Consider the following 25266-nt stretch of genomic DNA (forward strand, 5'->3'; position numbering starts at 1 on the left):
AAAGGTTTAATTATGACGAATCCCCTATACACATCTATTGACTACACCATAGATGGCGGTGCCGGTGATGCCACCCTCATCCTTACCGGTTCAGGCCGCATCAGGGCTACTGGTAACGGTGGCAATAACATCATTATTGGCAACAATTCCAACAACACCATTGACGGTGCAGGTGGTGACGACATCCTCATAGGTAATGGTGGTATAAACAGCCTAGTAGGCGGCGAAGGCAATGACATACTTGTTTCACAAAACGTCCGCGACACCATCAGCGGCGGGGAAGGAATCGACACCGTTTATACCTATTATTCCTATACCCTGAGAGATGACCTAGAGAATTTAACCTTAATCTCCACACGTACCCTAGTTGGTAGGGGTAACGCTAGCAATAACATTATTATTGGTAACGATAGTCGAACTACCATTTACGGCTTGGATGGCGATGATCAGCTGTTTGCCGACGACGTATTTTTTGGTGGTAACGATCTTTATAATAATCGTACCCGCATCGCTATGACCAATACGATTTATGGTGGACACGGCGACGACACCATAGTCGGGGGAGGATTCACAGACCGGCTATACGGTGGTGATGGTAATGATACCTTCCTAGTTCAATATGGTGTTGACCACACCAGCTCAGAAATTATTGACGGTGAAGCTGGTAATAACATAATTGTCTTTGTTAGCAACACTCCCAACGACACCCTCACCCTTTCCCGGTCTGTCCGTAACATCGAAAAAGTTGAGACCTACGAAGTCACCCGGGATAGGTTTATTACCGCCAATAATGCCCAGATAGAGGCGCCTCTATCTGATACAACTAAGAATACAACCAACTTAAACATCAACGCCAGTCTTATTACTTACGGTATCACCCTCATAGGCAATCATGGCAATAACATCATCACCGCTGGTAGTGGCAATGATAGCATATTGGGCCTTACAGGAAATGACACCTTCCAATTTAGCGCATTTTCTGGCAGAACCAGCCGCTTAACCAGCGGAGATACTGTAGAGGGTGGTACTGGTACAAACACCATTCAACTCTCCGCTCATGGTCAAGACCTTGCAGATGATGCCTTTACCCATGTCACAGATGTTCAAATATTAAGAACAGCCAATGGTAATAATAACCTCACCCTAGCTAACCTTGCCGAAGCAGCAGGTATCCTCACCGTCTTTGGTGGTACAGGTAATGACAGCATTGACGCTTTTGGATATACCAATGGAATTACCATTAATGGTGGTGGAGGTAATGACACCATTATCGGTGGTGGTGGTGCTGATAGCTTAGTAGGTGGAGATGGAGATGACCTATTCCAATTTGGAGCAAACCGCCTCACCAGTGATGACACCGTAGCTGGTGGTGCGAATACAGACACCATTCAACTCACCGATGATAGTCAAACCCTTGCAGATGAAGTCTTTGCTAATAAAACCACCGTTGAAATATTAACCACAGCCAATGGTACTAATAACATCACCCTAGCTAACCTCGCCCAAACAGCAGGTATCCGCATCGTCAACGGTGGAAATGGTGCTGACAGCATCAATGCTGCTGATTACACCACTGGAATTACCATTAATGGTGGTGGAGGTAATGACACCATCACCGCTGGTGGTGGAAGCGATAACTTATCTGGTGGAGATGGAGATGACATATTCCAATTTGGAGATGGACTTCTCACCACTGCTGACACCGTAGATGGTGGTGCGAATACAGACACCATTCAACTCACCGCTGATACTCAAACCCTTGCAGATGAAGTCTTTGCTAATAAAACCACCGTTGAAATATTAACCACAGCAGATGGTAATAATAACCTCACCCTAGCTAACCTCGCCCAAACAGCAGGTATCCGCACCGTCATTGGTGGTACAGGTAATGACATCATCAATGCTTCTGCTTACACCACTGCGATTTATATTGAAGGTGGAACTGGAAATAACAGCATCACTGGTGGTAGTGGGAATGACACCATCATCGGTGGTACAGGTGATGACACCATTGACGGTGGAACTGGAAACGACACCATTACCGGTGGTGGTGGTGCTGATAGCTTAGTTGGTGGTGGTGGAGATGACCGATTCATATTTACCGACACCACCCAGTTAGTCGCTGCTGTTACCATAGCTGGTGGTGCGAATACAGACACCATTCAACTCACAGATAATACTCAAACCCTTGTAGATGCAGCCTTTGCTAATAAAACCAGCGTAGAAATATTAACCACAGCAGATGGTAATAATAACCTCACCCTAGCTAACCTCGCCCAAACAGCAGGTATCCGCACCGTCAACGGTGGTGGAGGTAATGACAGCATTGACGCTTCTGGATATAACACTGGAATTACCATTAATGCTAATGCAGGTAATGACACCATCATCGCTGGTAGTGGAAACGATAACTTATCCGGTGGTACAGGAGATGACCTATTCCAATTTGGTAGTAATCGCCTCACCAGTGCTGACACCGTAGATGGTGGAGATGGTACAACAGACACCATTCAACTCACCGCTAATGGTCAAACCCTAGGGGATGAAGCCTTTGCTAATAAAACCAACGTTGAAATATTAACCACAGCAGATGGTAATAATAACCTCACCCTAGCTAACCTCGCCCAAACAGCAGGTATCCGCACCGTCAACGGTGGTGGAGGTAATGACAGCATTGACGCTTCTGGATATAACACTGGAATTACCATTAATGCTAATGCAGGTAATGACACCATCATCGCTGGTAGTGGAAACGATAACTTATCCGGTGGTACAGGAGATGACCTATTCCAATTTGGTAGTAATCGCCTCACCAGTGCTGACACCGTAGATGGTGGAGATGGTACAACAGACACCATTCAACTCACAGCTAATGGTCAAACCCTAGGGGATGAAGCCTTTGCTAATAAAACCAACGTTGAAATATTAACCACAGCAGATGGTAATAATAACCTCACCCTAGCTAACCTCGCCCAAACAGCAGGTATCCGCACCGTCAACGGTGGTGGAGGTAATGACAGCATTGACGCTTCTGGATATAACACTGGAATTACCATTAATGCTAATGCAGGTAATGACACCATCATCGCTGGTAGTGGAAACGATAACTTATCCGGTGGTGAAGGTAATGACATCTTCCGATTTGAAAGTGGTCGCCTCACCAGTGATGACACCGTAGATGGTGGAGATGGTACAACAGACACCATTCAACTCACCAGTGATGCTCAAATCCTTGTAGATGCAAACTTTACCAATGTCAGCAACGTTGAAATATTAACCACAGCCAATGGTACTAATAACCTCACCCTAGGAACAGAAGCCCAAGAAGCAGGTATTCTCACCGTCAACGCTGGTACAGGGAATGACAGCATTGACGCTTCTGGATATAACACTGGAATTACCATTAATGCTAATGCAGGTAATGACACCATCATCGCTGGTAGTGGAGACGATAACTTATCTGGTGGAGATGGAAATGACATATTCCGATTTGGCTTGGATGGTACTGACAGTCGCCTCACCGGTAATGACACCGTAGCTGGTGGTGGTGGTACAGACACCATTGAACTCATTGATGGTGCTCACACTCTTGATGATGCAGACTTTGATCATGTCAGCAGCGTTGAAATATTAACCATAGTTGACGGTGCTGGTAGTAACATCACCCTAGGAACCAACGCCGAAACAGCAGGTATCCGCACCGTCAACGGTGGTACAGGAGATGACACCATCAATGCTTCTACTTACAGCAATAACATTTATATTGAAGGTGGAGATGGTGCTGATAACCTACTAGGTGGTACAGGTGCTGACACCATTGACGGTGGAACTGGAAATGACACCATTACCGGTGGTGGTGGTGCTGATAGCTTAGTTGGTGGTGGTGGAGATGACCGATTCATATTTACCAACACCGCCGAGTTAGTCGCTGCTGCTACCATAGCTGGTGGTGGGGATACAGACACCATTGAACTCACCACTGCGGGTCAAACCCTTGTAGATACAAACTTTGCTAATGTCAGCAGCGTTGAAATATTAATAACAGCCAATGGTGATAACAACATCACCCTAGGAAGCAACGCCGAAAATACAGCACTTATCCGCACCGTCATTGGTGGTACAGGTAATGACAGCATCAATGCTGCTGCTTACAGCAATGCGATTTATATTGATGGTGGAAGTGGGAATGACACCTTAACTGGTGGTACAGGTGCTGACACCATTGACGGTGGAATTGGAGATGACAGCATCATCGGTGGAAATGGAAATAACAGCATCACCGGTGGGATTGGGAATGACGCCATCATCGGTGGTACAGGTGCTGACACCATTGACGGTGGAACTGGAAACGACACCATTACCGGTGGTGGTGGTACTGATAGCTTAGTTGGTGGAGATGGAAATAACCTATTCATATTTACCAACACCGCCGAGTTAGTCGCTGCTGCTACCATAGCTGGTGGTGGGGATACAGACACCATTGAACTCACCACTGCGGGTCAAACCCTTGTAGATACAAACTTTGCTAATGTCAGCAGCGTTGAAATATTAACCACAGCCAATGGTGATAACAACATCACCCTAGCAGGAAACGCCGAAAATACAGCACTTATCCGCACCGTCATTGGTGGTACAGGTAATGACAGCATCAATGCTGCTGCTTACAGCAATGCGATTTATATTGATGGTGGAAGTGGGAATGACACCTTAACTGGTGGTACAGGTGCTGACACCATTGACGGTGGAATTGGAGATGACAGCATCATCGGTGGAAATGGAAATAACAGCATCACCGGTGGAGATGGTGCTGACACCATCATCGCTGGTAGTGGAGACGATAACTTATCCGGTGGAAACCAAGATGACCTATTCCAATTTGGTAGTGGACTTCTCACCACTGCTGACACCGTAGATGGTGGTGCGAATACAGACACCATTGAACTCACCGCTGATGCTCAAACCCTTGTAGATGCAGACTTTACCAATGTCAGCAACGTTGAAATATTAACCATAGCTAACGGTACTGGTAGTAACATCACCCTAGGAACAGAAGCCGAAGGTGCAGGTATCCTCACCGTCATTGGTGGTACAGGTAATGACACCATCAATGCTGCTACTTACACCACTGCTATTTATATTGAAGGTGGAGATGGTGCTGACACCTTAACTGGTGGTACAGGTGCTGACACCATCATTGGTGGAATTGGAGATGACAGCATCATCGGTGGAAATGGAAATAACAGCATCACCGGTGGAGATGGTGCTGACACCATCATCGCTGGTAGTGGAGACGATAACTTATCCGGTGGAAACCAAGATGACCTATTCCAATTTGGTAGTGGACTTCTCACCACTGCTGACACCGTAGATGGTGGTGCGAATACAGACACCATTGAACTCACCGCTGATGCTCAAACCCTTGTAGATGCAGACTTTACCAATGTCAGCAACGTTGAAATATTAACCATAGCTAACGGTACTGGTAGTAACATCACCCTAGGAACAGAAGCCGAAGGTGCAGGTATCCTCACCGTCATTGGTGGTACAGGTAATGACACCATCAATGCTGCTACTTACACCACTGCTATTTATATTGAAGGTGGAGATGGTGCTGACACCTTAACTGGTGGTACAGGTGCTGACACCATCATTGGTGGAATTGGAGATGACAGCATCATCGGTGGAAATGGAAATAACAGCATCACCGGTGGAGATGGTGCTGACACCATCATCGCTGGTAGTGGAGACGATAACTTATCCGGTGGAAACCAAGATGACCTATTCCAATTTGGTAGTGGACTTCTCACCACTGCTGACACCGTAGATGGTGGTGCGAATACAGACACCATTGAACTCACCGCTGATGCTCAAACCCTTGTAGATGCAGACTTTACCAATGTCAGCAACGTTGAAATATTAACCATAGCTAACGGTACTGGTAGTAACATCACCCTAGGAACAGAAGCCGAAGGTGCAGGTATCCTCACCGTCATTGGTGGTACAGGTAATGACACCATCAATGCTGCTACTTACACCACTGCTATTTATATTGAAGGTGGAGATGGTGCTGACACCTTAACTGGTGGTACAGGTGCTGACACCATCATTGGTGGAATTGGAGATGACAGCATCATCGGTGGAAATGGAAATAACAGCATCACCGGTGGAGATGGTGCTGACACCATCATCGCTGGTAGTGGAGACGATAACTTATCCGGTGGAAACCAAGATGACCTATTCCAATTTGGTAGTGGACTTCTCACCACTGCTGACACCGTAGATGGTGGTGCGAATACAGACACCATTGAACTCACCGCTGATGCTCAAACCCTTGTAGATGCAGACTTTACCAATGTCAGCAACGTTGAAATATTAACCATAGCTAACGGTACTGGTAGTAACATCACCCTAGGAACAGAAGCCGAAGGTGCAGGTATCCTCACCGTCATTGGTGGTACAGGTAATGACACCATCAATGCTGCTACTTACACCACTGCTATTTATATTGAAGGTGGAGATGGTGCTGACACCTTAACTGGTGGTACAGGTGCTGACACCATCATTGGTGGAATTGGAGATGACAGCATCATCGGTGGAAATGGAAATAACAGCATCACCGGTGGAGATGGTGCTGACACCATCATCGCTGGTAGTGGAGACGATAACTTATCCGGTGGAAACCAAGATGACCTATTCCAATTTGGTAGTGGACTTCTCACCACTGCTGACACCGTAGATGGTGGTGCGAATACAGACACCATTGAACTCACCGCTGATGCTCAAACCCTTGTAGATGCAGACTTTACCAATGTCAGCAACGTTGAAATATTAACCATAGCTAACGGTACTGGTAGTAACATCACCCTAGGAACAGAAGCCGAAGGTGCAGGTATCCTCACCGTCATTGGTGGTACAGGTAATGACACCATCAATGCTGCTACTTACACCACTGCTATTTATATTGAAGGTGGAGATGGTGCTGACACCTTAACTGGTGGTACAGGTGCTGACACCATCATTGGTGGAATTGGAGATGACAGCATCATCGGTGGAAATGGAAATAACAGCATCACCGGTGGAGATGGTGCTGACACCATCATCGCTGGTAGTGGAGACGATAACTTATCCGGTGGAAACCAAGATGACCTATTCCAATTTGGTAGTGGACTTCTCACCACTGCTGACACCGTAGATGGTGGTGCGAATACAGACACCATTGAACTCACCGCTGATGCTCAAACCCTTGTAGATGCAGACTTTACCAATGTCAGCAACGTTGAAATATTAACCATAGCTAACGGTACTGGTAGTAACATCACCCTAGGAACAGAAGCCGAAGGTGCAGGTATCCTCACCGTCATTGGTGGTACAGGTAATGACACCATCAATGCTGCTACTTACACCACTGCTATTTATATTGAAGGTGGAGATGGTGCTGACACCTTAACTGGTGGTACAGGTGCTGACACCATCATTGGTGGAATTGGAGATGACAGCATCATCGGTGGAAATGGAAATAACAGCATCACCGGTGGAGATGGTGCTGACACCATCATCGCTGGTAGTGGAGACGATAACTTATCCGGTGGAAACCAAGATGACCTATTCCAATTTGGTAGTGGACTTCTCACCACTGCTGACACCGTAGATGGTGGTGCGAATACAGACACCATTGAACTCACCGCTGATGCTCAAACCCTTGTAGATGCAGACTTTACCAATGTCAGCAACGTTGAAATATTAACCATAGCTAACGGTACTGGTAGTAACATCACCCTAGGAACAGAAGCCGAAGGTGCAGGTATCCTCACCGTCATTGGTGGTACAGGTAATGACACCATCAATGCTGCTACTTACACCACTGCTATTTATATTGAAGGTGGAGATGGTGCTGACACCTTAACTGGTGGTACAGGTGCTGACACCATCATTGGTGGAATTGGAGATGACAGCATCATCGGTGGAAATGGAAATAACAGCATCACCGGTGGAGATGGTGCTGACACCATCATCGCTGGTAGTGGAGACGATAACTTATCCGGTGGAAACCAAGATGACCTATTCCAATTTGGTAGTGGACTTCTCACCACTGCTGACACCGTAGATGGTGGTGCGAATACAGACACCATTGAACTCACCGCTGATGCTCAAACCCTTGTAGATGCAGACTTTACCAATGTCAGCAACGTTGAAATATTAACCATAGCTAACGGTACTGGTAGTAACATCACCCTAGGAACAGAAGCCGAAGGTGCAGGTATCCTCACCGTCATTGGTGGTACAGGTAATGACACCATCAATGCTGCTACTTACACCACTGCTATTTATATTGAAGGTGGAGATGGTGCTGACACCTTAACTGGTGGTACAGGTGCTGACACCATTGACGGTGGAATTGGAGATGACAGCATCATCGGTGGAAATGGAAATAACAGCATCACCGGTGGGATTGGGAATGACGCCATCATCGGTGGTACAGGTGCTGACACCATTGACGGTGGAACTGGAAACGACACCATTACCGGTGGTGGTGGTGCTGATAGCTTAGTTGGTGGTGGTGGAGATGACCGATTCATATTTACCAACACCGCCGAGTTAGTCGCTGCTGCTACCATAGCTGGTGGTGGGGATACAGACACCATTGAACTCACCACTGCGGGTCAAACCCTTGTAGATACAAACTTTGCTAATGTCAGCAGCGTTGAAATATTAATAACAGCCAATGGTGATAACAACATCACCCTAGGAAGCAACGCCGAAAATACAGCACTTATCCGCACCGTCATTGGTGGTACAGGTAATGACAGCATCAATGCTGCTGCTTACAGCAATGCGATTTATATTGATGGTGGAAGTGGGAATGACACCTTAACTGGTGGTACAGGTGCTGACACCATTGACGGTGGAATTGGAGATGACAGCATCATCGGTGGAAATGGAAATAACAGCATCACCGGTGGGATTGGGAATGACGCCATCATCGGTGGTACAGGTGCTGACACCATTGACGGTGGAACTGGAAACGACACCATTACCGGTGGTGGTGGTGCTGATAGCTTAGTTGGTGGTGGTGGAGATGACCGATTCATATTTACCAACACCGCCGAGTTAGTCGCTGCTGCTACCATAGCTGGTGGTGGGGATACAGACACCATTGAACTCACCACTGCGGGTCAAACCCTTGTAGATACAAACTTTGCTAATGTCAGCAGCGTTGAAATATTAATAACAGCCAATGGTGATAACAACATCACCCTAGGAAGCAACGCCGAAAATACAGCACTTATCCGCACCGTCATTGGTGGTACAGGTAATGACAGCATCAATGCTGCTGCTTACAGCAATGCGATTTATATTGATGGTGGAAGTGGGAATGACACCTTAACTGGTGGTACAGGTGCTGACACCATTGACGGTGGAATTGGAGATGACAGCATCATCGGTGGAAATGGAAATAACAGCATCACCGGTGGGATTGGGAATGACGCCATCATCGGTGGTACAGGTGCTGACACCATTGACGGTGGAACTGGAAACGACACCATTACCGGTGGTGGTGGTACTGATAGCTTAGTTGGTGGAGATGGAAATAACCTATTCATATTTACCAACACCGCCGAGTTAGTCGCTGCTGCTACCATAGCTGGTGGTGGGGATACAGACACCATTGAACTCACCACTGCGGGTCAAACCCTTGTAGATACAAACTTTGCTAATGTCAGCAGCGTTGAAATATTAATAACAGCCAATGGTGATAACAACATCACCCTAGGAAGCAACGCCGAAAATACAGCACTTATCCGCACCGTCATTGGTGGTACAGGTAATGACAGCATCAATGCTGCTGCTTACAGCAATGCGATTTATATTGATGGTGGAAGTGGGAATGACACCTTAACTGGTGGTACAGGTGCTGACACCATTGACGGTGGAATTGGAGATGACAGCATCATCGGTGGAAATGGAAATAACAGCATCACCGGTGGGATTGGGAATGACGCCATCATCGGTGGTACAGGTGCTGACACCATTGACGGTGGAACTGGAAACGACACCATTACCGGTGGTGGTGGTACTGATAGCTTAGTTGGTGGAGATGGAAATAACCTATTCATATTTACCAACACCGCCGAGTTAGTCGCTGCTGCTACCATAGCTGGTGGTGGGGATACAGACACCATTGAACTCACCACTGCGGGTCAAACCCTTGTAGATACAAACTTTGCTAATGTCAGCAGCGTTGAAATATTAACCACAGCCAATGGTGATAACAACATCACCCTAGCAGGAAACGCCGAAAATACAGCACTTATCCGCACCGTCATTGGTGGTACAGGTAATGACAGCATCAATGCTGCTGCTTACAGCAATGCGATTTATATTGATGGTGGAAGTGGGAATGACACCTTAACTGGTGGTACAGGTGCTGACACCATTGACGGTGGAATTGGAGATGACAGCATCATCGGTGGAAATGGAAATAACAGCATCACCGGTGGGATTGGGAATGACGCCATCATCGGTGGTACAGGTGCTGACACCATTGACGGTGGAACTGGAAACGACACCATTACCGGTGGTGGTGGTGCTGATAGCTTAGTTGGTGGTGGTGGAGATGACCGATTCATATTTACCAACACCGCCGAGTTAGTCGCTGCTGCTACCATAGCTGGTGGTGGGGATACAGACACCATTGAACTCACCACTGCGGGTCAAACCCTTGTAGATACAAACTTTGCTAATGTCAGCAGCGTTGAAATATTAATAACAGCCAATGGTGATAACAACATCACCCTAGGAAGCAACGCCGAAAATACAGCACTTATCCGCACCGTCATTGGTGGTACAGGTAATGACAGCATCAATGCTGCTGCTTACAGCAATGCGATTTATATTGATGGTGGAAGTGGGAATGACACCTTAACTGGTGGTACAGGTGCTGACACCATTGACGGTGGAATTGGAGATGACAGCATCATCGGTGGAAATGGAAATAACAGCATCACCGGTGGGATTGGGAATGACGCCATCATCGGTGGTACAGGTGCTGACACCATTGACGGTGGAACTGGAAACGACACCATTACCGGTGGTGGTGGTACTGATAGCTTAGTTGGTGGAGATGGAAATAACCTATTCATATTTACCAACACCGCCGAGTTAGTCGCTGCTGCTACCATAGCTGGTGGTGGGGATACAGACACCATTGAACTCACCACTGCGGGTCAAACCCTTGTAGATACAAACTTTGCTAATGTCAGCAGCGTTGAAATATTAACCACAGCCAATGGTGATAACAACATCACCCTAGCAGGAAACGCCGAAAATACAGCACTTATCCGCACCGTCATTGGTGGTACAGGTAATGACAGCATCAATGCTGCTGCTTACAGCAATGCGATTTATATTGATGGTGGAAGTGGGAATGACACCTTAACTGGTGGTACAGGTGCTGACACCATTGACGGTGGAATTGGAGATGACAGCATCATCGGTGGAAATGGAAATAACAGCATCACCGGTGGGATTGGGAATGACGCCATCATCGGTGGTACAGGTGCTGACACCATTGACGGTGGAACTGGAAACGACACCATTACCGGTGGTGGTGGTACTGATAGCTTAGTTGGTGGAGATGGAAATAACCTATTCATATTTACCAACACCGCCGAGTTAGTCGCTGCTGCTACCATAGCTGGTGGTGGGGATACAGACACCATTGAACTCACCACTGCGGGTCAAACCCTTGTAGATACAAACTTTGCTAATGTCAGCAGCGTTGAAATATTAATAACAGCCAATGGTGATAACAACATCACCCTAGGAAGCAACGCCGAAAATACAGCACTTATCCGCACCGTCATTGGTGGTACAGGTAATGACAGCATCAATGCTGCTGCTTACAGCAATGCGATTTATATTGATGGTGGAAGTGGGAATGACACCTTAACTGGTGGTACAGGTGCTGACACCATTGACGGTGGAATTGGAGATGACAGCATCATCGGTGGAAATGGAAATAACAGCATCACCGGTGGGATTGGGAATGACGCCATCATCGGTGGTACAGGTGCTGACACCATTGACGGTGGAACTGGAAACGACACCATTACCGGTGGTGGTGGTACTGATAGCTTAGTTGGTGGAGATGGAAATAACCTATTCATATTTACCAACACCGCCGAGTTAGTCGCTGCTGCTACCATAGCTGGTGGTGGGGATACAGACACCATTGAACTCACCACTGCGGGTCAAACCCTTGTAGATACAAACTTTGCTAATGTCAGCAGCGTTGAAATATTAACCACAGCCAATGGTGATAACAACATCACCCTAGCAGGAAACGCCGAAAATACAGCACTTATCCGCACCGTCATTGGTGGTACAGGTAATGACAGCATCAATGCTGCTGCTTACAGCAATGCGATTTATATTGATGGTGGAAGTGGGAATGACACCTTAACTGGTGGTACAGGTGCTGACACCATTGACGGTGGAATTGGAGATGACAGCATCATCGGTGGAAATGGAAATAACAGCATCACCGGTGGGATTGGGAATGACGCCATCATCGGTGGTACAGGTGCTGACACCATTGACGGTGGAACTGGAAACGACACCATTACCGGTGGTGGTGGTACTGATAGCTTAGTTGGTGGTGGTGGAGATGACCGATTCATATTTACCAACACCGCCGAGTTAGTCGCTGCTGCTACCATAGCTGGTGGTGGGGATACAGACACCATTGAACTCACCACTGCGGGTCAAACCCTTGTAGATACAAACTTTGCTAATGTCAGCAGCGTTGAAATATTAATAACAGCCAATGGTGATAACAACATCACCCTAGGAAGCAACGCCGAAAATACAGCACTTATCCGCACCGTCATTGGTGGTACAGGTAATGACACCATCAATGCTGCTACTTACACCACTGCTATTTATATTGAAGGTGGAGATGGTGCTGACACCTTAACTGGTGGTACAGGTGCTGACACCATCATTGGTGGAATTGGAGATGACAGCATCATCGGTGGAAATGGAAATAACAGCATCACCGGTGGAGATGGTGCTGACACCATCATCGCTGGTAGTGGAGACGATAACTTATCCGGTGGAAACCAAGATGACCTATTCCAATTTGGTAGTGGACTTCTCACCACTGCTGACACCGTAGATGGTGGTGCGAATACAGACACCATTGAACTCACCGCTGATGCTCAAACCCTTGTAGATGCAGACTTTACCAATGTCAGCAACGTTGAAATATTAACCATAGCTAACGGTACTGGTAGTAACATCACCCTAGGAACAGAAGCCGAAGGTGCAGGTATCCTCACCGTCATTGGTGGTACAGGTAATGACACCATCAATGCTGCTACTTACACCACTGCTATTTATATTGAAGGTGGAGATGGTGCTGACACCTTAACTGGTGGTACAGGTGCTGACACCATCATTGGTGGAATTGGAGATGACAGCATCATCGGTGGAAATGGAAATAACAGCATCACCGGTGGAGATGGTGCTGACACCATCATCGCTGGTAGTGGAGACGATAACTTATCCGGTGGAAACCAAGATGACCTATTCCAATTTGGTAGTGGACTTCTCACCACTGCTGACACCGTAGATGGTGGTGCGAATACAGACACCATTGAACTCACCGCTGATGCTCAAACCCTTGTAGATGCAGACTTTACCAATGTCAGCAACGTTGAAATATTAACCATAGCTAACGGTACTGGTAGTAACATCACCCTAGGAACAGAAGCCGAAGGTGCAGGTATCCTCACCGTCATTGGTGGTACAGGTAATGACACCATCAATGCTGCTACTTACACCACTGCTATTTATATTGAAGGTGGAGATGGTGCTGACACCTTAACTGGTGGTACAGGTGCTGACACCATTGACGGTGGAATTGGAGATGACAGCATCATCGGTGGAAATGGAAATAACAGCATCACCGGTGGGATTGGGAATGACGCCATCATCGGTGGTACAGGTGCTGACACCATTGACGGTGGAACTGGAAACGACACCATTACCGGTGGTGGTGGTACTGATAGCTTAGTTGGTGGAGATGGAAATAACCTATTCATATTTACCAACACCGCCGAGTTAGTCGCTGCTGCTACCATAGCTGGTGGTGGGGATACAGACACCATTGAACTCACCACTGCGGGTCAAACCCTTGTAGATACAAACTTTGCTAATGTCAGCAGCGTTGAAATATTAACCACAGCCAATGGTGATAACAACATCACCCTAGGAAGCAACGCCGAAAATACAGCACTTATCCGCACCGTCATTGGTGGTACAGGTAATGACAGCATCAATGCTGCTGCTTACAGCAATGCGATTTATATTGATGGTGGAAGTGGGAATGACACCTTAACTGGTGGTACAGGTGCTGACACCATTGACGGTGGAATTGGAGATGACAGCATCATCGGTGGAAATGGAAATAACAGCATCACCGGTGGGATTGGGAATGACGCCATCATCGGTGGTACAGGTGCTGACACCATTGACGGTGGAACTGGAAACGACACCATTACCGGTGGTGGTGGTACTGATAGCTTAGTTGGTGGAGGTGGAGATGACCGATTCATATTTACCAACACCGCCGAGTTAGTCGCTGCTGCTACCATAGCTGGTGGTGGGGATACAGACACCATTGAACTCACCACTGCGGGTCAAACCCTTGTAGATACAAACTTTGCTAATGTCAGCAGCGTTGAAATATTAATAACAGCCAATGGTGATAACAACATCACCCTAGGAAGCAACGCCGAAAATACAGCACTTATCCGCACCGTCATTGGTGGTACAGGTAATGACAGCATCAATGCTGCTGCTTACAGCAATGCGATTTATATTGATGGTGGAAGTGGGAATGACACCTTAACTGGTGGTACAGGTGCTGACACCATTGACGGTGGAATTGGAGATGACAGCATCATCGGTGGAAATGGAAATAACAGCATCACCGGTGGGATTGGGAATGACGCCATCATCGGTGGTACAGGTGCTGACACCATTGACGGTGGAACTGGAAACGACACCATTACCGGTGGTGGTGGTACTGATAGCTTAGTTGGTGGAGATGGAAATAACCTATTCATATTTACCAACACCGCCGAGTTAGTCGCTGCTGCTACCATAGCTGGTGGTGGGGATACAGACACCATTGAACTCACCACTGCGGGTCAAACCCTTGTAGATACAAACTTTGCTAATGTCAGCAGCGTTGAAATATTAACCACAACCAATGGTGATAACAACATCACCCTAGGAAGCAACGCCGAAAATACAGCACTTATCCGCACCGTCATTGGTGGTACAGGTAATGACAGCATCAATGCTGCTGCTTACAGCAATGCGATTTATATTGATGGTGGAAGTGGGAATGACACCTTAACTGGTGGTACAGGTGCTGACACCATTGACGGTGGAATTGGAGATGACAGCATCATCGGTGGAAATGGAAATAACAGCATCACCGGTGGGATTGGGAATGACGCCATCATCGGTGGTACAGGTGCTGACACCATTGACGGTGGAACTGGAAACGACACCATTACCGGTGGTGGTGGTACTGATAGCTTAGTTGGTGGAGATGGAAATAACCTATTCATATTTACCAACACCGCCGAGTTAGTCGCTGCTGCTACCATAGCTGGTGGTGGGGATACAGACACCATTGAACTCACCACTGCGGGTCAAACCCTTGTAGATACAAACTTTGCTAATGTCAGCAGCGTTGAAATATTAATAACAGCCAATGGTGATAACAACATCACCCTAGGAAGCAACGCCGAAAATACAGCACTTATCCGCACCGTCATTGGTGGTACAGGTAATGACAGCATCAATGCTGCTGCTTACAGCAATGCGATTTATATTGATGGTGGAAGTGGGAATGACACCTTAACTGGTGGTACAGGTGCTGACACCATCATTGGTGGAGATGGAGATGACAGCATCATCGGTGGTGGTGGTGCTGATAGCTTAATGGGTGGAGATGGAGATAACCGATTCATATTTACCGACACCGTCCAGTTAGTCGCTGCTGTTACCATAGCTGGTGGTGCGAATACAGACACCATTCAACTCACCAATAATGGTCAAACCCTAGGGGATGCAAACTTTACCAATGTCAGCAACGTGGAAATATTAACCACAGCCAATGGTGATAATAACATCACCCTAGGAACCACCGCTCAAACAGCAGGTATCCTCACCGTCATTGGTGGTACAGGAGATGACACCATCAATGCTTCTGGATATACCACTAATGGGATTTATATTGATGGTGGAGAGGCGAATGACACCATCATTGGTGGAGATGGAGATGACACCTTAATTGGTGGAAATGGCGTTGACACCTTAACTGGTGGTGTTGGTGTTAATACTTTTGCTTTTGATGGAATTACAGATAACGCCAATAGAAATATCATCACTGATTTTATGACTGGGGGAGGTGGCGACATTCTACGCTTTGATACTGGAACCTTTGGAGGCAGTGGAACTGCTAACATTGAGACTGATCCAAATAGTACTAGTACTACTGCAAACACTATCTTCTACAATACAGCAGTTAACATTGCAACTTACAATCAAAGCAGTGTCCGCCTTGGTATCGCCACTGATACAGGTGATATATACTATGATGGTGATGGAAACTTTAGTGATAGTGTAATCATTGGTAACATCGGGCCAAATAGTGGACTTGCACCAGATAACATTCGCTTTGTGTAGTAAGCACTAGCTGGTAAATTGATAAACATCCCTGTTCCCAAGCAGGGTTGTTTTACTCCTTCAGTAGATGGGTGGGTTAGGCTACGCTAACACACCCCCCTATGCCAAACTAGGGGGTATCTGTGTAAAATATCGGTGGGATTTATCCAACTTCGGCTGGGGAATGGGCGCGACAAAAACAAAACCCTGGGAACAATATAGTTACCAGGGTCTTATTTATCTTTGATGTGGTGGCGGGAAGTGGATTTGAACCACTGACCTTCGGGTTATGAGCCCGACGAGCTACCAGGCTGCTCTATCCCGCGTCGCTTCTTGACCTTTATAGTATAACCATAAAGCCAGAAGTTTGTCAACTATAAAAATGATAATTCTCCAATGACTTCCAAACGCTTGTATTTACCCAAAATCATAAACTGCTCACTCAGACTTTGGGCGGCGCTGGGACTAATCCAACCCATTTGTTGCAGTAGGTGAATAGCCACGGCATATTTAGCGCGTTTTGCCCCATCCATGACTTTAATAGTTAGCCCCATACCTTCCCCCAGCCTCCCAATACATTGCACCCCTTCGGCACCTGACTTACTGATGAGTTCGCCGGGGGCTAAACCCATGAGTTCGGTGTCAAATTCCCCAGGACCGGCTACCATGGTGGGGTGATGAGTCATAGCCCTGACAATGCGCTCCATATCGACATTACTACTAGAAGCCAACAGAGCATATAAGGAGGCCATTTGACTGATTTGCATTAAATAGGTGGGAGCGCCGCAGTCATCATGGGCGCTGAGGAACTCCTCGGCCGGCATACGTAGCAGTTCGGCGACTTTGGTTAAAACCAGCTGCTGTACAGGGTGCTTACGTTCTAAGTAGTTGTGTAAAGGCCAATGGCGTTGTTGACAAACAGCTAACATCCCGGCGTGTTTACCGGAGCAGTTATATTCTAGGGGGCTATTTTTACCTTTAGGTTGGGGACATTGGAGAGATTGGGGGTCAAGGTCAGCGCGCCAGAGAACATTAAAGACTTGTCTGACCTGTTGGATGGTACCCTTGTGGGAACTGGTAATTATAGCCAAATCCCGATCGCTGAGATTATAGCGTTCTAGGGTGCCTGTAGTAGTAACTGCCAGTGCTTGAAAAGGTTTGAGTGCGGAGCGGACAAAGGCGGTAGTTTCAGAGTTACCAGCCACAGACAGCACCCGTCCCCGGTCATCGCAGACAACAGCCTGGACTATATGGCGAGATTCGACAATTCCTTCCCGTAGGAGACGGACTTCCAGAGGTATGGCTTGAGTGCGTTTTCCCATTGTCATGGGTGAAAATTTATTACCTTTTGTGATGATTTAGATGATTTAATTGTTAGTCATTGGTAACTTACCAATGACCAGATGAGGATTTATGAGAATTGCCAAACTATAGTACCAATAGCAAACATTCCCGCCAAGACAGCGGCAGTAAATGTTAACCGCTGGAGAATAGGCTTAATTTCGTAGGAGACAATTAAGCGATCGCGCATAATTACCTCTTGGGGCTTAGTCCAAGTTTGGCCATCATACCACCCCGACTCTTCATAAAACACAGTGGGATTATAGAGGCGATCGCGAATATAAAGCCAGCCCAAGAACAACCGAACCAGCACCAAAATCACCCCCACACTAGCACCTGCGGAACCACAGAGGAGAAAATGGGCCAGATGTTTATGTGGCGGGAAACTAGCCGCAGCCACTGGGACCTGCCACCAACCAAGACAAACTCCAAATCCCCACCAGCCTTGTGATATAATCGCGCCTATTCAAGATACAATCACAAAATAGCCAAGATGTTTTTAACTGTTCGTATTCATTGAGCGGTTGTTGCTCGATAGGAACTGGACAATAAGAAACCGAAGGCCTAATCATGTTAGCTAACCCCCACCCTGTTGAGAACTTGTCAGAGAAACGTGTTCTGCATGACCCCAGAATGCTTCTAAATTATAAAATTCCCTCTCTGTAGGCATCATGACATGAACAATCACCTCACCGTAATCGAGCAGCACCCAACTAGCATCAACCTTACCCTCACTGTGGAGAGGTAACCTATGCCAATCAGCTTTTACCTGAGCCTCAATAGCATTGGCGATCGCCCTGACCTGTACGCGAGAATAACCGGTCATGATCACAAAGTAATCAGCCAGATAAGAGACATCTGCCACCCTAAGAACTAAGATATCACCCGCCTTACGTTCCTCAGCAGCAGCGGCGATAGTCGCCGCCAAATCTTCACTCACCTCTTTGGTTTCAGCCTTAAGTCCCCGGATTGCACTTTTGATCTGGGAAACGGACTGTAATGGTAAATTTCCTTGGAAATAATCAGACATTAAACCTCAGGTGTTTTGTCCATTGTGTTACAATTCTACCCAATCACCGACCTACTTGCCAACAAACTGCCTGGCAAGTGTGATGTGTTGGTTTTTTTGCATCCTAACAAAAAAACGGGGTTTCTGGTTTAAAATGCACATTAACAGAGCTAACCAGTGATCAGGCCAATCATCACTGAAATAGCTATACTCCAAAGTATACTGAATTTTTCTAGGGCTGGATTTTATGACATCCTACGCAACCTCCTTTGCTAGAGCAGAAATGGGCGAACTGCGGCGCTTAAAAGGCTTACTACCGCCGGAATTACAAAGCTGGGTGACAGTTGAAGGAACAACCGAAGTTAACCCACCCCTAATCCGCTGTGAAGAAATTAGTAAAGACCAAGTAGAAATTCAAATTGACTTGGTGAAATGGGATGCTCTAGCAATGGATCAGCGCAATCTATTGTTTTGGCACGAAGTAGCGCGGATTCAAAATGATACAATTCCTAAAGATGGTTGGGAAATGGCAGCATTAGCCATTGGGTTAGGCGGTGCCGTGGGTGAATTGTGGGTACAGGATGGATTATTGCTAGTATTAGCCCTAGCCCTATGTGGAGTTTCCGGGTGGCGATTATATCAAAAAAATAATGGCGAAAAGCAAATCAGAGAATTAATTGCTGCGGACGAAAAAGCGATCGCCCTAGCGACCCGTTTTGGTTATAGCTTACCCAACGCCTACAAGAGCCTAGGAAGCGCCTTAAAAACCATGATTGACACAACACCTAGTAAACGCCAACGGACTCGCTACGAAAACCGACTATCTGCCCTCAAACGCAGTGCAAATAAAGTCAAAGCCAAATCTAGAAGCAGCGACGAAGGCTGACCGTAAAAACAGGGGGGCGGCAAACTCCCCCGAAAAATTACCAAAAAATAGACGTGTAACTTACAATTGATTTAACATCTTGTGGGTTTGAGGTACAACCCTAACCTGGGGTACCAAAGGTTTAATCATAGCTTGCCATAATAAAACCTGTTGGGGAGTAGGTGCTAAGACACCCCCCAAAGGTGTCACCGGTTGTAAAAATATGGGAATATCTGGACTCACACCCGCCACCAATTCTGCGGAACGTTGCAACTCCGCCGGGTCTGTATTCTCAGAAATAATTATCTTGACAAAAACCTCAACTTGTGCATCAAAGCATAATTGTAAAAAGTTTGTATGTTCTAGCCAATAGGTTTCACCGCTGACACTAGGCAGTTTTAAATCCATACCCACAGAGTCCAGATAGGGCAAAATCATAGCCAGCTGTTCTGGGCGATGTCCTCCAGACTCCAAATATATAGGCAATTGGGTAAGAGATCGCACCGGGGGCAAAAATTCCTTTAAAAAGGCTGCATGAAGCAGGGGTTCGCCGCCAGTGAGGCTAATGCTATCGTGGAGAAAAGGTAAATTTTGCCGTTCCACCCATGCCATTAAAGTGGTGAGAGGGACAGGGTTAGAGTGAAATTCAAAGTCGCGCAATCCAGGCGATCGCTCTATGCGACAATTAACCGGTGCATTCCAAGTATGAACGCTATCGCAGAAGTGACAGCGCAAGTCACATAAAGCAAAGCGAATAAAAAGTTGACGGGTCCCAACATGAAATCCTTCCCCTTGAATAGCAGAAAAGACCTCCATCAGGCGTGCTGTAGATTTTACCGTAGTTTTAGCAGTCATGGGATATGAGTAACGCGATCGCGCTGCGTCGGCACAAAAGCGGGTATGTTTTCTTTACTTCTTGTTCTATTGTGAATCGTCGCGGGCAATATCGGCTCTAATCTTCATCAACTAACTTCTGAATCCTTCAGTCCACAGATATCAGACAAAGTTAGGTAACCTGCTAGGACAAAACAATTTTCCCCGGCCGAAATTTAGATAGAAACGAAAGTGCGGAGCCTCATGACTACCCAACTCACACAGGAAGACTTTTTAGTAACTTCCTTCCAGGAAACTGTAATAGTGCAGATACCAGCCCGGTTAAGCGTACTTGAGGCGGTTAGCTTTAAACAGACCTGTGAGGATTTAATTCAAGGAGACACCCCTCCCAAAGAGATTATTATTGATTTTGAGCAAACTACTTTTATGGATAGTAGTGGCTTAGGAGCCTTAGTCAGTAACTTCAAACAGACCCGTGTAAAAGGGATTAGTTTAACCTTGCGGAATATTACCCCCCAGGTAATGGCCGTACTCAACCTCACAGGGCTAGATCAAGTCTTTCCCATAGAGTCTAGCAGGGAAATTACAGAAGCTGAAAACCTCACACCTAACCAGCGCCTGGAACAATTACCACAGACTCATCCCTCAATAGCATCTTGGATGAAAAGATTTATAGATATTATCGGCGCAACAGTGGGTTTAGTAATTACAGGAATTTTATTTATACCCATAGTCCTAGCAATTAAACTCGATGACCCCGGACCCATCTTCTTTAGTCAAGTCCGCTGCGGTTGGATGGGAAAACAGTTTAAAATTTGGAAATTTCGCTCCATGTGCGTAGATGCAGAGGCGAAAAAATCCCAAGTTAAGAACGAAGTTGAGGGAGCATTTTTTAAGAACGAGAACGACCCCAGAATTACAAAAGTAGGTAAGTTCTTACGGCGTACCAGCCTAGATGAACTACCGCAATTTTGGAATGTCCTCCGGGGAGATATGAGCTTAGTAGGTACTAGACCACCCACACCCGACGAAGTAGAACGCTACGAAGTGCCAGAATGGCAGCGTTTAGATGTCCGACCCGGTATGACGGGAGAATGGCAAGTTAATGGAAGGTCTAAGGTACGCAGTTTTGAGGATGTGATTCGCCTAGATTTGCAGTATCAAAAAAATTGGAGCTTACTATATGATTTTAACTTAATTCTCAAAACCATCGCCATTTTATTTAATAAAAACAGTGGCGCAGCTTAAGTAACTTTACTTATTTTAGTAGTCATATCCCCGACCTCTGGAAGAAGTCGGGGATCTAAGATATATTGCTGTAAATAACCCAGAAACACTGAATCTAAACTAAACATGACTTTATCCGCTGCTATGTTTTTAATCAGATAACGCTGAGATAATGATTGTAAGCCATTGATTAACTCTGTAGATGACAGTGATAAATTTTTCCGTAAATATTCCCTAGATACAGGTTGTTGAGATTTACTCATTCCTAAGACTATTTTCTGTTCTATAGGTGATAATCTCTGGAATAACTCAGTTAAATAAATATTCATATCTTGAGTAATTACTAGGTTATTTTCCCCTAAAAACTCCCTCACACTACCAGCAAATAAATTGCTGATTAAACCAGCAATATCGCCCAGATAAATAAAATTACCATTATAGAGTTTGATTAGTTGTATTAATTCCTGTTCCGAATGGGATGTTAAACCCATACTTTGGAGAAAGTCTATATTATATAAACCCGACAATTCCCAACACTTACTTACAGATGAACTGGGGAATAATTCCTGATTTCTACAACGAATATCTGGAGGTTGTTCTTGACTAATTAGAATTATGTTACTTTGATGCTCTAATTCTGTGAACATCTGAAATAACCCTTGATAATCTTGATATTGAGGTTGATATTTCCCCGCAAATTCACCGGGAGTAAATAGGGTTTGGACATCATCAAAGACAATTAAGCACTTTTGTTCGCGACATAACTGGGAAAATTGGTAGATCAGAGATTTATCTGGTAAATTAGGCGTGATAGTTCCCGAATATTCTGTAATGACTTGATGTGATAACTCATTCACAGAAGATGGATATATTTTGAGATTTCTCCAGATAATTAATTCAAATTTCTGTAAGTTGATATCAATAAACCTTTTAACTAAGGTAGTTTTCCCAGTTCCCCTTTGTCCCAATATGGCTATTAAGGGAGTATGATCATTTAATGTCCAGTCCTGTAATAATTTTAGCTCTCGTTCTCTTCCGTAGAACTGGGTAACTTTTGGCGCTAGCTTTAAATCATAATAAGTTTTTATAGATTTTTCAGTGTTATCAGCTTGATCCGGTGGTTGATTTTGGGAATGATGGGGTTTTTCATAATTAGAATACCAAGTAATATTATTATTTCCGTAATTAAGAATCTTAGAAAAATCTCTAACTCGTTCTAAAGTCCAACAGAAATTAGACTTATTAATATTTTCTCCCAAGTGTTGAGATAAGATTTTAAATAACTTGCGACTTTCATCACCAATATAACCCTCATCATAATTATAAGTTTCTGCAATTTGCTTATAAGTTCTCCCTTTAAACACCTCTTCAATAATCTTTTTTTGTAAATCATCTAAATGCTGCTCTGTTTCAGTAAAGACTAAATTATCTACAAATTGTAAAATTTCGGTAACATTCATAAAACCTAGATTCAGTAGCACCTGTAGGAATTATAACTTAATTCCCCAGGAGATAATCAGGTTTTTTCAGGTATTTAGTTAATATTTTTTAATATAACGTCAGATAATATCAGGTATTTTCTACTACAGCAAAAAACGATTTAAGTATAAAAAGGGTTAATCAGGGTTAAACCAAGCAGGATAATTGGAGAAACATCATGGTTAATCAACTTTATTATGGGGATAATTTAGAGGTTTTAAGACGCTATATAAAAGATGAGTCTGTTGATTTATGTTATATTGACCCGCCTTTTAATTCTAAACGCAATTACAATCAAATTTATAATAATATTGGGTCAGAAGATAAAGCCCAAGCTCAAGCATTTATAGATACATGGGAATGGGATGACCACGCCATACATGGAATAGAGGAAATTTTTACTAATTACCATGGTTTATTTACTCAGCAATGTATTGATTTAATTATCGGGTTAGAAAATGTTTTAGGGAAGGGTAGTTTACTTGCTTATTTAGTGAGTATGACTTTAAGAATCACGGAGATTCACCGGGTTTTAAAACCTACTGGGAGCTTTTACCTACACTGCGATCCTAATGCGAGTCATTATTTAAAGTTAGTATTAGATGCTGTTTTTTGTTCTCAGGGTGGGGATTTTAGAAATGAGATTATTTGGTGTTATCGAGGTGGAGGTGTTCCTAAAAAAGATTTTGCTCGAAAACATGATATTATTTTTAGGTATTCTAAAGGCAAACATTATTGTTTCAATGTTGATAATATTCGTATTCCTTATTCTGGAGATAGTGAAGAAAGGTTAAAATATAAAGCTAGAGCTTTTAGAGGTGATAAAGTATACGATAATTATCAACAAAATGATCAAGGAAAGCATCCTGAAGACTGGTTTGAAATTCAGCCGATAATGCCTTCTAGTAAAGAACGTTTAGGTTATCCTACGCAAAAACCAGAAGCACTACTAGAAAGAATCATCAAAGCGAGTTCTAACGAGAATGATATCATACTAGATGCCTATTGTGGATGTGGTACAACAATAGCAGTCAGCCAAAGACTAGAACGCCAATGGATAGGGATTGATATCACCTATCAAAGTATTAGCTTAATCTTAAAAAGATTAGAAGATAGTTTTGGGAAGGGAGTATTAGACACCATAAATCTCCATGGTATACCCAAAGATAGAGAAAGCGCGATCGCATTAGCTAACAAAAAAGACGATCGCACCCGCAAAGAGTTTGAGAAATGGGCAATCTTAACTTACAGTAACAACAGAGCAGTAATTAACAATAAAAAAGGTAGCGATGGAGGTGTAGACGGGATTGTTTATTTCCGAGGTAATGATAAACGTGAGACAATGATTTTTCAAGTCAAATCAGGGAAAGTCAAATCAGGAGATATCCGAGATTTACTGGGAACAATGACCCTACAAAATGCTAGTATTGCCATATTTATCACCCTGGAAAATCCCACTGATCCGATGCTCAAGACTGCAAAAGAGGCGGGATTTTACCAAAATAAATACATGAGCCATAGCTGTGATAAAATCCAGATTGTAACTGTGGCGGATATTCTGGAGAAAAAAGAAAGGTTAAATATCCCCTTAAGTTATGAAGTGCTTAGAAGTGCGGAGAAGCAGAAGGAAATTAAGGTAAGTCAAACGGAGTTAGATTTATAAGAGAGGGAACACCGGATCGATAGCATTAAGACGCAGTGCGATAGCGAAGCGCTGCTGTAAGCAGTTCGCTGTACAAGATGGTATTGTCTTTTAGAAGATAAT

The 25266-nt window shown here is 45.0% G+C and carries 8 protein-coding genes, 1 tRNA gene and 1 pseudogene; 4 read left to right on the forward strand and 6 right to left on the reverse strand.

The window, feature by feature from the left end; all coding sequences use genetic code 11:
- Window positions 1–12 precede the first annotated feature (12 nt).
- Window positions 13–16767 (forward strand): hypothetical protein, encoded by a 16755-nt coding sequence (locus AC6IZ0_RS08600; RefSeq protein ID WP_497725790.1) that lies wholly within the window; start codon window positions 13–15, stop codon window positions 16765–16767.
- Between the two features lie 228 nt (window positions 16768–16995).
- Here the strand turns inward: AC6IZ0_RS08600 and AC6IZ0_RS08605 are convergent.
- From AC6IZ0_RS08605 to rsfS, 4 genes and pseudogenes are all read right to left on the reverse strand, one after another.
- Window positions 16996–17072: transfer RNA gene (locus tag AC6IZ0_RS08605), tRNA-Met, on the reverse strand.
- Window positions 17073–17120: 48 nt separating this feature from the next.
- Window positions 17121–18074, reverse strand: a complete 954-nt coding sequence (locus AC6IZ0_RS08610) for an asparaginase (protein WP_497725791.1) — start codon at window positions 18072–18074, stop codon at window positions 17121–17123.
- Between the two features lie 83 nt (window positions 18075–18157).
- A pseudogene (locus AC6IZ0_RS08615) lies at window positions 18158–18659 on the reverse strand (CGLD27 family protein).
- 5 nt (window positions 18660–18664) lie between these two features.
- A complete protein-coding gene (gene rsfS / locus AC6IZ0_RS08620) occupies window positions 18665–19117 on the reverse strand; it encodes a ribosome silencing factor (RefSeq protein ID WP_497725792.1) in 453 nt (150 codons plus the stop codon).
- 226 nt (window positions 19118–19343) lie between these two features.
- Between rsfS and AC6IZ0_RS08625 the strand changes: the two genes are divergently transcribed.
- Entirely contained in the window at window positions 19344–19982 is a 639-nt protein-coding gene (locus tag AC6IZ0_RS08625; RefSeq protein WP_497725793.1) for a DUF3318 domain-containing protein, read from the forward strand.
- A 60-nt stretch (window positions 19983–20042) separates the two neighbouring features.
- Here the strand turns inward: AC6IZ0_RS08625 and AC6IZ0_RS08630 are convergent, their stop codons facing one another.
- Entirely contained in the window at window positions 20043–20816 is a 774-nt protein-coding gene (locus AC6IZ0_RS08630; protein ID WP_271732179.1) for a 7-carboxy-7-deazaguanine synthase QueE, read from the reverse strand.
- A 222-nt stretch (window positions 20817–21038) separates the two neighbouring features.
- Here AC6IZ0_RS08630 and AC6IZ0_RS08635 point away from each other — a divergent pair, with 222 nt between their 5' ends.
- Window positions 21039–22043 carry an anti-sigma factor antagonist gene (locus AC6IZ0_RS08635; RefSeq protein WP_271732180.1) on the forward strand — a complete coding sequence of 335 codons (1005 nt, stop codon included), beginning with the start codon at window positions 21039–21041 and terminating at the stop codon, window positions 22041–22043.
- On the opposite strand, the gene AC6IZ0_RS08640 is transcribed toward AC6IZ0_RS08635, so the two are convergent.
- Window positions 22040–23482: a helix-turn-helix domain-containing protein gene (locus AC6IZ0_RS08640; RefSeq protein WP_497725794.1), complete on the reverse strand. Its 1443-nt coding sequence runs from the start codon at window positions 23480–23482 to the stop codon at window positions 22040–22042. The two genes, AC6IZ0_RS08635 and AC6IZ0_RS08640, sit on opposite strands and share 4 nt — an antisense overlap.
- A gap of 197 nt (window positions 23483–23679) precedes the next feature.
- Here AC6IZ0_RS08640 and AC6IZ0_RS08645 point away from each other — a divergent pair, with 197 nt between their 5' ends.
- Window positions 23680–25164, forward strand: a complete 1485-nt coding sequence (locus AC6IZ0_RS08645; RefSeq protein WP_497725795.1) for a DNA methyltransferase — start codon at window positions 23680–23682, stop codon at window positions 25162–25164.
- The last annotated feature ends 102 nt before the right edge of the window (window positions 25165–25266 follow it).

It is taken from the genome of Anabaenopsis sp. NIES-4685, from assembly GCF_059725405.1.

Bases quoted from the DNA above. Each gene is read 5' to 3' on its own strand.
- AC6IZ0_RS08600 (WP_497725790.1), top strand. From the start codon at position 13: ATGACGAATCCCCTATACACATCTATTGACTACACCATAGATGGCGGT.
- AC6IZ0_RS08610 (WP_497725791.1), bottom strand. From the start codon at position 18,074: ATGACAATGGGAAAACGCACTCAAGCCATACCTCTGGAAGTCCGTCTC.
- rsfS (WP_497725792.1), bottom strand. From the start codon at position 19,117: ATGTCTGATTATTTCCAAGGAAATTTACCATTACAGTCCGTTTCCCAG.
- AC6IZ0_RS08625 (WP_497725793.1), top strand. From the start codon at position 19,344: ATGACATCCTACGCAACCTCCTTTGCTAGAGCAGAAATGGGCGAACTG.
- AC6IZ0_RS08630 (WP_271732179.1), bottom strand. From the start codon at position 20,816: ATGACTGCTAAAACTACGGTAAAATCTACAGCACGCCTGATGGAGGTC.
- AC6IZ0_RS08635 (WP_271732180.1), top strand. From the start codon at position 21,039: ATGACTACCCAACTCACACAGGAAGACTTTTTAGTAACTTCCTTCCAG.
- AC6IZ0_RS08640 (WP_497725794.1), bottom strand. From the start codon at position 23,482: ATGAATGTTACCGAAATTTTACAATTTGTAGATAATTTAGTCTTTACT.
- AC6IZ0_RS08645 (WP_497725795.1), top strand. From the start codon at position 23,680: ATGGTTAATCAACTTTATTATGGGGATAATTTAGAGGTTTTAAGACGC.